Raw genomic sequence first — 9,393 nt, forward strand, 5'->3', positions numbered from 1 at the left:
TATCGGCAGTGCGGCCCAGCCGTGCGTGCGGACCGCAGCCGCCAATGACCCCAGCGCCCATCCGCAAACCGCGCCTTCGCCCCGCGCTTCCCTATCCATTACCCCTGCGCCTTCTCGAGCACAAGCCGAAGCTGCACTTGGATGTCATTCTGCGTGTCGAGCGCCACGGTGTGCGGATTTTTCATGCCGAAATCGGCGAACGTCACGACTGTACTGCCTTCCAGCCTCAGCTGCCCTTGCTCATACAAGGCCTCGCTCCGGAACGTCACGTCCTTCTTCCTGTCCTTCACTTGCAGCGTACCGCTCATTTGAAAACCGACTTTCTCGCCTTCCTTCCATGCCTGCGGCAGCTGGTCGAACGACTTGGCGGTGAACACCGCTTCCGGGAACTGCGCTGTGTCGAAATAATCTTTGCTCTTAATATGGTTGTCGCGCTGCGGATTTCCCGACTGCAGCACACTCGTCTCGATTTTGCCTTCGGCCGTCGTCCTCGACGCATCGGCCGTGTTCAGCTCCCAGCTTCCCTGAGTCGGCGTCACGACAAAATTCACCGTCTCCTTCGACGTAGTAACGGAGAAATACACCTCCGATGCCGGCAGCACCGACCACTTCCCGTCGATCTGCTCCGCCTTGATGGCTTGTCCCGTCGCAGCGGCTCCGCCGACTGGCGCGGAGGCCGGAATGACCTCCTTCACCTCGATATGATTGCCGGCAAAATAATCGTACGCGCCATAGGCCCCGGCTAGTAACACAACTGCAACTCCTGCGGATAATGCGAGTGTTTTCGTTGTCATCAATACGCCTCCTTCAATTGTTAACACTACAATCCGTAGTGTAATTGTATAAAGAAAAATCCCTTAACGGGACCGATCCGCGATATGACTCGCTCAAACGCCACGGCTTCAACTTAAAGCAGCGACAAGAAAAACAAACCCGACAGGAAAACCACAACCGGCAGCGACACGATCGCCAGCTTTACCGGCAGTCCCAGCGAAGGCGCGCCTTGCTGATCGAGAATTTGCCGGATCCGGTAGTTAATCGAGGTATCTGCGAAAGAGACGTACGCGAAATCCATCGAAGCGGTCCGCTCCCTCTTCTTCATCAGCTTCAACAAGGCGCTCCCCAAGCTCGCCGGCGATCCCATGACCGCCATCGCCTCGCGATCGGCCAATATCTCCCGCGCAATCTTATAATGATGGTAACACCAGCGCAGAATCGGGATATAACGCATGACCGAACAAGCGAGGTGCAGCAAGAACGTCTTCAGCGGATCTCGATGATTCCGGTGATACTGCTCGTGGTACACGACCGCTTCCAGCTCATCGCGATCGAGCAGCTTCAGCAATCCGGTGGATAAGATGATCTTCGGCCGGAACAATCCGAGCGTCAGCGCGATCGGCTCCGCGCACATGACGACCAGCAGGTCAGGCTTGTCCGCGCTGAACCGGGCATTCAGCTCCTGCGTCGACCGCTCATGCCGGGAAGCGAGCAGCTTCCGGTAGGCGCGCCTCGACAAGCAGACTTGCTTCGCCCAGATCCAGAGGCTTAAGCCGAACGTATAAGCGACCAGCACGCTAAGCAGCGGCGTCACCGAATCGAAGCCGAGCGCCTGCAGCAGACTGCTGCAAATTTCAAAGACGTTGAACCGAAGCGACCAGCCGAACAGAACATGAGCCGCATATAGCCCCATCTGGACCCACACGATCAGCGCAAGGACGAACGCAGAAGCAAATAACATTCTAGACCGATTTTCCCACATGGCCTATCTTTCCTTTTTCAGGTCTTTAATTTTTTGTTCCAGCTTCTCGATCATCTCCGCATCGGCCTCTTCCAGCGCGTCGAGCATATGATTGACAACCAGCGGACCGAAATCTTCGAGCAGTTCGTGCGCAATTTCCCTCGATTGAATATCCAGAAAATGTTCTTTTGAATGCACCGGCTCGTACACCGACGCCCGACCCGCCTGTTTCTTCATGAGCACGCCTTTGTCGACCAAGCGGTTCATCACGGTCATGACCGTATTGAAGTTCAAATGCTCATCCTGCTGCTCCAGCTTCTTCTGGACTTCTTTAATGGACTGATTCGGATGCGTCCACAGGATGTCCAGCACTTTCGACTCCAGCGGTCCGAAGAACCGTTTCAAGCCCTTCTCATAAAACTTGAAGCTATGAATTTTCATTTGCCATGCACCCCACACTACAAATTGTAGTGAAGCTATAAAGCGTTGTCAAATCCTCTCAATGAATCCGGGTCTTATACAGCTTTGTGTTATGGTCCTGGGTACCGTACCGATACTATCGGCCGCCCTCGTATGCGCAATCGCGAGCTTTCGAGGCGTTCCGACAATCGTTCACGAAGCACGTGTAAAAATTACGGAAGGCCCGGCATCCGCATTTGTATGTATCCGCTTACAATGTCAATCTATCTAGTATACCCGCCCGGTTTCGTTTTAATCCCTGTATTTATTACAAGTTTGTGACAAAAGAAGGATATCGTCACTTTTGCTCGAATAACTGTACTTGGAAAATAAAACAGAAAATATTGCCGAATTTCTGCGCGCAGAAAACGGGGGAACCAGTTTTTGGGTGAATTGATCTCGCTTCAGAGTGATCATAGGGAACCTTCAACCGAACCCTTCAGCTAACCTCGTAGGCTCTGGAAGGGGAAACTTCTTTGAAGAAGCTTGTCAGTTTTGTTTTTTCCGCAGCACTGTTTTGCACGATTTCGGTAGGCAGCGTATTTGCTGAAACCCCATTAAGCGCAGCGGTTAACGAAGGTTTAGGCTCTCCTTACAAGTGGGCGGGCACAACAACCAACGGCTTCGACTGCTCCGGCTTCACTTCTTGGGTGTTCGACAAACTCGGCGTCGACCTGCCGCACTCCTCCAAGGGCCAAGCCCAGCTCGGCACCACGGTGGAGAAGAACGACCTCCGTCCCGGCGATCTTGTCTTTTTCAACACGGACGGCAAAGGCATCTCTCATGTCGGCGTATACGTAGGAGACGGCAAATTTTATCACTCCGCCACGAACGAAGGCGTTGTGATCACGAAGATGACCGATTCTTATTATGCGAAGCGTTATGTAACGGCCCGTCGCATCCTTTCGGATGATCAATATGGGCAGGTTATGACCGACGCCAAGTAACCATCGCTAAGACGTAAACGATTCACTTGTCTGGAAAGCCCTCGGCTTGAACCGACGATCCCGCACCTGCGTGCCGGTCGATTACGGGACAAGCCGCCAGGGCTTTCTGTCTTTTTATTCCGGGAAGGAGCCGCAGCCGCGAAGCCGTGATCCAAACAGCGAAAAAAAAGCCGTTCTCCCCGTCGTTAGACGTGAAGAACGGCTCTTCTGGTTTAACCGAGCAAGCGATGCAGCGTGCTAATCACGCGTTCTTTCTGAATCGGCTTCACGATAAAATCTTTCGCGCCCAGGCTGATCGCTTCGATGACCAGCTTCTGCTGGCCCATTGCGGAGCACATCAGCACTTTGGCGTTGCGGTCGTACTTCATGATGTTTCGCAGCGCCTCGATACCGTCCATTTCGGGCATGGTGATGTCCATGGTAACCAAATCGGGCTTCAGCATCCAATATTTCTGGAGCGCCACAACGCCGTTCTCCGCTTCGCCGACGACCTCATGCCCCAGTTCTTTCAACATTCCACCGATGATCGCACGCATAAATGCCGCATCATCCACGACAAGCACCTTAGCCATTGGAATCGCCCCTTTTGTCCGAGTCTGCTGTACGCCGCTCTATGTTTTCAACCCAAATTTTCCAATTTTGTGATATACTCATATTATATAGGCTTCTAGACCTAATTCCGATTAAAATCCGACTAAAGTAGATCAATTCAGCTTTAACTCGTTCCTTTTTCCGATATATTTCAACAAAATTCGTAAAGCTCCGGAGAAGCAACGCTCGCAAGAAGCAGCCGGGGCCTTACCGTAGACAACAGAAGTCGAGCGAAGGGAGTAATCCGCACGTGGCTAACCGGAAGATCCTCATTGTGGAGGATGAGCCCGAGATTCGCAATTTACTTAACAACGCCCTTACGGATGACGGTTTCGACGTGTACGAAGCGACCGATATGCAAGAAGCGATTACGCAGTTCGACGCGGTCGAACCGGATTTGATTCTGCTGGACATCGGCCCCCCGGCAACCGCCGGCCTGGATACGTGCGCGGAGCTCCGCAGCTATTCCAACGCCCCCATCGTGCTGATCAGCAGTCGAAGCGGCTCGAGCGACATTATTCAAGGATTAGAGCTTGGCGCCGACGATTATATCGTGAAGCCGTTCGACCCCGAGGTGCTCGTCGCCCGGGTGCACGCGAACTTGCGGCGCACCGCCATCTTTCGCAGAGATCGCAAGTGGGAGGCGAGTGCCCCCGCCAAGGATGGCGTCATTGCATACGCCGGTCTCGAGATCGACCCGGTCCGCTTTCAAGTGCTGCTGGACGGCAAGCCGATCGCGCTTGTGACCAAAGAGTTTCAGCTGCTCGTCCATCTCGCACGCAACCCCGGGACCGTCTATACGCTGGAAGAGCTGTATGCCTCGGTTTGGGGAATGGAAAGTCACGGGAATACGCGTACGGTCATTGTCCATCTCAGCAATCTGCGCAAGAAGCTGGAGCCTCTCCCTACAAGGCCGACCTACATTCACAATATTCGCGGAGTAGGCTATAAATTCGATCCCAAATAACCGGTAAAGTCCGTCCTTTCGGACGATGAGGAGATTCCATCTCATGGTGAACGAGAAAATTTTGATCGTCGAAGATACGGAAGACATTCGCGATATACTCAGGCTCTACTTAGAGCCGCAAGGCTTCCAGGTCATGGAGGCAGGCAGCGGGGGCGAAGGGCTGGAGCGCTTCGAGCGGGATTCGCCCGACTTGGTTCTGCTGGACATCGTGCTGCCCGATATGGACGGTTACGAGCTGTGCCGCCGCATCCGCAGCGTATCGAAAGTGCCGGTTGTGTTTATTAGCTGCAACACGTCTTCAAGCGATATCATTCGCGGCCTCGAGCTCGGAGGCGACGACTACATCGAGAAGCCGTTCGATCCGGCTGTCGTCGTGGCCCGCATTCATGCCAGTTTGCGGAGAGTTCCTATCGCCCGTAATCGGCCGGAGCCCAAGCCCTCTGGCTCTGTGCAGACACCGGACATCATCGTCGTCGGCGAATTAGAAATCGAACCGGCTCTTCTCCGAATCAGGACGGGAGGGAAGGAAGCGGCTTTGACCGTGAAGGAAATGCAGCTGCTCGTTCATTTAGCCGCTCATCCGAACCGCGTCTTCCCCCCCGACCAGCTGTATAAAGAGGTGTGGGGGAGCGACAGCATCGGGGATACGCGCACCGTCTTCGTCCACATCAGCAGCATCCGCAAAAAAATCGAGCCCGATCCGGCCAATCCGAATTATGTGCTGAACATTCGCGGCGCGGGGTACTTGTTTAAAGGTTAGCCGGGGGATGTTTATTCGTTCTACGAGGCTTGGAACGCCAACAGCGTAATATCGTCGCGCTGAGCCTCGTCGCCCATATAGGTTTGGAATTCGTGCCAGAACAGGTCTGCCTGTTCACGCAGCGGTGAATGCCCGTAACGGTCGAGCAGCTCGGTAAACCGGCGTTTGCCGAAGGCATACCCTTTCTCCCCGCCGCTTTGATCAAAGAAGCCGTCGGTTGCCATATAACACGACGTACCCGGCTGCAGGCGCAGCTCATGCGACACGAACGGGTACTCCATCGGCGTCCGGCGGTAGCCGATGCTCTTGCGTCCGCCTTCCAGCACGCGCGTCCCTTGGCGGTCATCCCTCAAATACAAGGAGCATTTGGCCCCGGCAAAGCGCAGCAGCGTCCGGTCCTCGCTCAAATAACAAATTCCGATATCGAGCCCGTCGTCGGTTAAGCCATTCGGTTCGGTTTGGTTCAACGTCTTCTTGATCAGACGATTCAATTCGCCCAGAACGCGGGCCGGCTCCTCCGCATATCCTTCCTCCGCGACGCGGTCCAGCAGTGAAATGGCGAGCATGGTCATGAGCGCCCCGGGTACGCCATGCCCCGTACAGTCGCCAATCGCGATAAGCGTCCCGCCGGGTAGCGGCTTCACCCAGTGAAAGTCCCCGCCGACACCGTCTCTCGGCTTGTAGATCAATACGTGCTCCTTCGTAGCCGTCGTCCATTCCTGCGGGCGCAGCAGCAGCGATTCCTGAATGCGCTTCGCGTAATCGATGCTATCCATCATTTTCTCATTCCGTTCCGCCAGCTCCTGCGTCCGCTCCTTCACCTTCCGCTCAAGCTGCTGATTCATCTGCAGCGCCCGCTCATACGGATTGGCCAACCGGTGGGAAACATAATAGAACAAGAACAGGATCAACACGAACGAGATCAGTGAAACAGCAACCGTGTTCAGCTTAATGCGGCTGAGGAACGACACCGTCTCCTGCCGTTCGATTTGGAACAGCAGCTGCATGTTGGTAGAGGTCAGCGGGTAGCTGATCAGATCGGTCAGCTCGCCGTCCGGGTTCTGGAATTCCAGCGTCTGCGATACCGGACTGGCCTGCTCCAGCAGCTGCGAGACGATGTTCCCGTCCAGGAACGATCCGATCTGCTTGCCGTAATCCGACGTCTCCGCCGCCAATACGATCTCGCCCTTCGGGTCGATCAGCCACAAGCGGCTTGTTTCGCCGTACTTGAACTGCTGGAACTCCTTGGCCAGGTCCTCCAGGCTAAGCCCGACGCCGACGACGGCGAGCGGCCGGTCGCCGTCCTTCACAAGCGCATTCGTAAATACGAACGTTTGCCCACGCTCTTTGTTGTAGTCCAGGTTGACCTGAATGTCCTGCTTGGACGCGAGGAAATCGAAGAACCACCGATCCGCCTGCTCGTTCGGGCTGACCGACCCGAGCAGCTTGCCGTTCTCGCCCCAATACTTGCTCGTGCCTGCGCTTACGATGAACGAATTGCTGTAGCCGAACTGCCGCACGAGCGTCGTTAACCGCTGCAGCGAGCGCTCCTGGTACTCGCCTGCAGCCTCTCCATCCTGCAGCCACCGCCGCACATCGGGGTCGGCGGCCAGCACGAACGACGTTTCCTTCGCCCGATCGATTCGACCGTCCACCTTGGCTGCCATCGCCTGCGCGATGCTCGGCAAATCCTTCTCCTTCAGCTTCTTCACGACGCCCGATTCGGTAAACATATACACGATGGCGCCGATCAGCAGCATGGAGAAGATGATGACCAGACTTGCAAATCCGATAATACGCAGCGTTCCTTTGTCGTAATATTTCACCAGGCTCACGCCTCTTCTCTTAGAATGATCTCGAACGGCAGGTTCAAATCTTCCTTGAATTCTTCGGCGCACTCCTGTTCTCTGTCATTATCCGGACTGCAGTACCAAGCCAGACGGATGTTCTTCCCGCCCCTGTAAGCTTCGTCGAATTTCTCCAGCAGCATCATGAAGCACTTGGTGCTGCTGGTATTGATATAAGGCAATCTGAGCTCCAGCAGTACGGACTCCTCCGCGCTCACCCGCTCTAAATACCGGTCTATCCATTGCATGAGCGGCTCGTAGAACTTGAATGCATTCTCCGGATACGATTGTCCGCTTATGACTAAATGGTTCGTCTCCGTATCGAACTGAACCGCCGGCGTACTTTTCGTCGATTCGATTTGCAGGCCCATCAAAGTATCCAACTCAAACCACCGCCTTTAAGGTAAAGAACGACACGTGCTCGTCGATCGGAATTATGGAATACTCGAGCGGGTGCTTCACTTTCCGCGACATCTCGATCAACCCGATGCCGGCACCGAGCGCGTCCGGGCTGACCGTCTCGCGAAGCTTCGCTTTGTACAGCTGTTTCAGCTCCGTCTTGTCGAGCGAAACGATTTGATCCAACGTCTTGCGCAAGCAGAGGACATCGTCATTGGCAAGCAGGTTGCCCGAATGAATCACATGATTGTGCTCCGTCTTGCCGATCGTCACGACACTGGAGGAGGCGATTCTCTCGCCATGCGGACTCTTTTCCTGATGGCTGCAGTAATTCTTAATGTTCTGCGTCTGCTCGATAAAAATAGAAAAGACGTCGTGAATTTCGCTCGTCGGCCGCTCCGCATGCTCCAGATATTTTTTGACAGCCGCCCCGTACTCTTCAATCAGTCCTTGCGTCAGCTTCCCGGAGAAGCTGATCAGGATGCGGTTGCTCTGCAAAAAGCGCTGCACTTCATACAATTGATTGTTCATGACAAGCCTCCTTTAATCATAGAACGCGTTTGCCCGTCGACGGACGTTACGGATTCGGCGGGGATCAGGAAGAAGAAGGTGCTGCCCTCTCCCGCCCGGCTCGTCACGCCGATTTCGCCGCCGTGCTTCTGGATAATTTCCTTAGTAATGGCCAGTCCTAAGCCGGTCCCCTCAATGCCGTTAGCGCTAGCCCGCTTGCTCCGGTAGAATCGCTCGAATACATGCGGCACCTCTTCTTCGGCGATACCGATACCGGAATCCGATACCTTCACGAACCAATGTCCGAGCAGCGCTCCCTCGTATTTCGGTTGAAACTCGCTGCACAGCCGGATGCTTCCGCCCGCTTGGGTAAATTTCATCGCGTTCCGCAGCAAATTTTCGAACACTTGATCCAGCCGCACCGGATCGCCCCATACGATAACCGGGTCTGCACCCTCCCCGGGCATCTCCATGTCAAACGCAATCCCGGCCCGCTCGCAATCCGGCATAAACTTCCGTTCCACCGCACGTACGAAAGCGCCGATCTCGATACGCTGATGCTCAAAGTGATTTTGATTCGCCTGGAACGTCGACAGCAGGAACAAGTCCTTGATGAGATGGTTCACTGTCAACACCCGGTCGTAAATAAGCCGCATGTATTTCTCTTCCGGTTGAATAACGCCGTCGAGCAGCGCCTTCACATACCCCTGCACAGCCACCATCGGCGTTCCCAGCTCATGGGAAATGTCTGCAATGAGCCGCTGCCGCAGCTTCTCCAGATGCTTGAGGCTTTCGTTCGCCGTCTGGATCTCCTGCTCTTGCTCCTTCAGCTTTTTTCCTTGGATATCGCTGATGCGCGAAAGCTTAATGGTCGTCTTGAGAAGCTTCTCGTATTGTCCCGCCAACTCTTGATGCAGCTTGTACAGCTCTTTGCCGGAAAGCGCACGATCCCTTACTACCTCTTTCGCTTCTTCTGCGAGCCGCAGCTCTTCGGCAAACAAACGACTATAGCTCGTATCCCGGTCTTTCTGGGACAATCGACTCACCCCGACTCTCGATTCTCGCCTTCCATCCCCTTCATTATAGCGAAGTTTCCCGAATATTCTGGAGGCGTCTTGGTAAAATATAGGTCAAAGACGATTAAGATTTTTTGATTTTACCGGTTTTTAGGAAAA

11 protein-coding genes and 1 riboswitch are annotated in these 9,393 nt (G+C 54.6%); of the genes, 3 read left to right on the forward strand and 8 right to left on the reverse strand.

Features of this window, described 5'->3' with window-relative positions; all coding sequences use genetic code 11:
- Positions 1-98: 98 nt before the first annotated feature.
- The 3 genes from JMF85_RS03165 to JMF85_RS03175 all read right to left on the reverse strand — a co-directional run bounded on the left by JMF85_RS03165 (position 99) and on the right by JMF85_RS03175 (position 2,179).
- The gene (locus JMF85_RS03165) at positions 99-794 is read right to left on the reverse strand and encodes a YceI family protein (protein WP_127609540.1); all 696 of its coding nucleotides are present in this window, start codon (positions 792-794) and stop codon (positions 99-101) included.
- 113 nt (positions 795-907) lie between these two features.
- Entirely contained in the window at positions 908-1,738 is an 831-nt protein-coding gene (locus tag JMF85_RS03170) for a M56 family metallopeptidase (protein WP_201317706.1), read from the reverse strand.
- Positions 1,739-1,762: 24 nt separating this feature from the next.
- Positions 1,763-2,179, reverse strand: a complete 417-nt coding sequence (locus JMF85_RS03175) for a BlaI/MecI/CopY family transcriptional regulator (protein ID WP_141336569.1) — start codon at positions 2,177-2,179, stop codon at positions 1,763-1,765.
- 353 nt (positions 2,180-2,532) lie between these two features.
- Positions 2,533-2,670, forward strand: a riboswitch (cyclic di-AMP (ydaO/yuaA leader).
- A gap of 3 nt (positions 2,671-2,673) precedes the next feature.
- On the opposite strand from JMF85_RS03175, the gene JMF85_RS03180 reads away from it, so the two are divergent.
- A complete protein-coding gene (locus tag JMF85_RS03180; protein WP_127609546.1) occupies positions 2,674-3,144 on the forward strand; it encodes a C40 family peptidase in 471 nt (156 codons plus the stop codon).
- Between the two features lie 212 nt (positions 3,145-3,356).
- Here JMF85_RS03180 and JMF85_RS03185 read toward each other — a convergent pair whose 3' ends face one another.
- Positions 3,357-3,716, reverse strand: coding sequence for a response regulator (locus JMF85_RS03185; protein ID WP_054798318.1), 360 nt, complete (start codon positions 3,714-3,716; stop codon positions 3,357-3,359).
- A 269-nt stretch (positions 3,717-3,985) separates the two neighbouring features.
- Between JMF85_RS03185 and JMF85_RS03190 the strand changes: the two genes are divergently transcribed.
- Positions 3,986-4,702 (forward strand): response regulator transcription factor, encoded by a 717-nt coding sequence (locus JMF85_RS03190; protein WP_196426993.1) that lies wholly within the window; start codon positions 3,986-3,988, stop codon positions 4,700-4,702.
- 43 nt (positions 4,703-4,745) lie between these two features.
- Positions 4,746-5,462 (forward strand): response regulator transcription factor, encoded by a 717-nt coding sequence (locus tag JMF85_RS03195; protein WP_127609550.1) that lies wholly within the window; start codon positions 4,746-4,748, stop codon positions 5,460-5,462.
- A 20-nt stretch (positions 5,463-5,482) separates the two neighbouring features.
- Here JMF85_RS03195 and JMF85_RS03200 read toward each other — a convergent pair whose 3' ends face one another.
- The 4 genes from JMF85_RS03200 to JMF85_RS03215 are packed head-to-tail and all read right to left on the reverse strand — an operon-like array spanning position 5,483 to position 9,255.
- Positions 5,483-7,288: a SpoIIE family protein phosphatase gene (locus tag JMF85_RS03200; protein ID WP_155615733.1), complete on the reverse strand. Its 1,806-nt coding sequence runs from the start codon at positions 7,286-7,288 to the stop codon at positions 5,483-5,485.
- A gap of 5 nt (positions 7,289-7,293) precedes the next feature.
- A complete protein-coding gene (locus tag JMF85_RS03205; RefSeq protein WP_196426994.1) occupies positions 7,294-7,692 on the reverse strand; it encodes a DUF1987 domain-containing protein in 399 nt (132 codons plus the stop codon).
- A gap of 1 nt (position 7,693) precedes the next feature.
- Positions 7,694-8,239 carry a SiaB family protein kinase gene (locus tag JMF85_RS03210; RefSeq protein WP_054798321.1) on the reverse strand — a complete coding sequence of 182 codons (546 nt, stop codon included), beginning with the start codon at positions 8,237-8,239 and terminating at the stop codon, positions 7,694-7,696.
- Positions 8,236-9,255, reverse strand: coding sequence for a sensor histidine kinase (locus tag JMF85_RS03215; protein WP_127609554.1), 1,020 nt, complete (start codon positions 9,253-9,255; stop codon positions 8,236-8,238). The genes JMF85_RS03210 and JMF85_RS03215 overlap by 4 nt, the downstream gene beginning before the upstream one ends.
- Between the last annotated feature and the right edge of the window lie 138 nt (positions 9,256-9,393).

Origin of the sequence: Paenibacillus sp. EPM92 (assembly GCF_016586185.1) — a bacterium.
Lineage (GTDB): Bacteria > Bacillota > Bacilli > Paenibacillales > NBRC-103111 > Paenibacillus_G > Paenibacillus_G validus.

Coding starts and splice junctions, on each gene's coding strand:
- JMF85_RS03165 (WP_127609540.1), bottom strand. CDS start 794: ATGACAACGAAAACACTCGCATTATCCGCAGGAGTTGCAGTTGTGTTA.
- JMF85_RS03185 (WP_054798318.1), bottom strand. CDS start 3,716: ATGGCTAAGGTGCTTGTCGTGGATGATGCGGCATTTATGCGTGCGATC.
- JMF85_RS03175 (WP_141336569.1), bottom strand. CDS start 2,179: ATGAAAATTCATAGCTTCAAGTTTTATGAGAAGGGCTTGAAACGGTTC.
- JMF85_RS03210 (WP_054798321.1), bottom strand. CDS start 8,239: ATGAACAATCAATTGTATGAAGTGCAGCGCTTTTTGCAGAGCAACCGC.
- JMF85_RS03195 (WP_127609550.1), top strand. CDS start 4,746: ATGGTGAACGAGAAAATTTTGATCGTCGAAGATACGGAAGACATTCGC.
- JMF85_RS03170 (WP_201317706.1), bottom strand. CDS start 1,738: ATGTTATTTGCTTCTGCGTTCGTCCTTGCGCTGATCGTGTGGGTCCAG.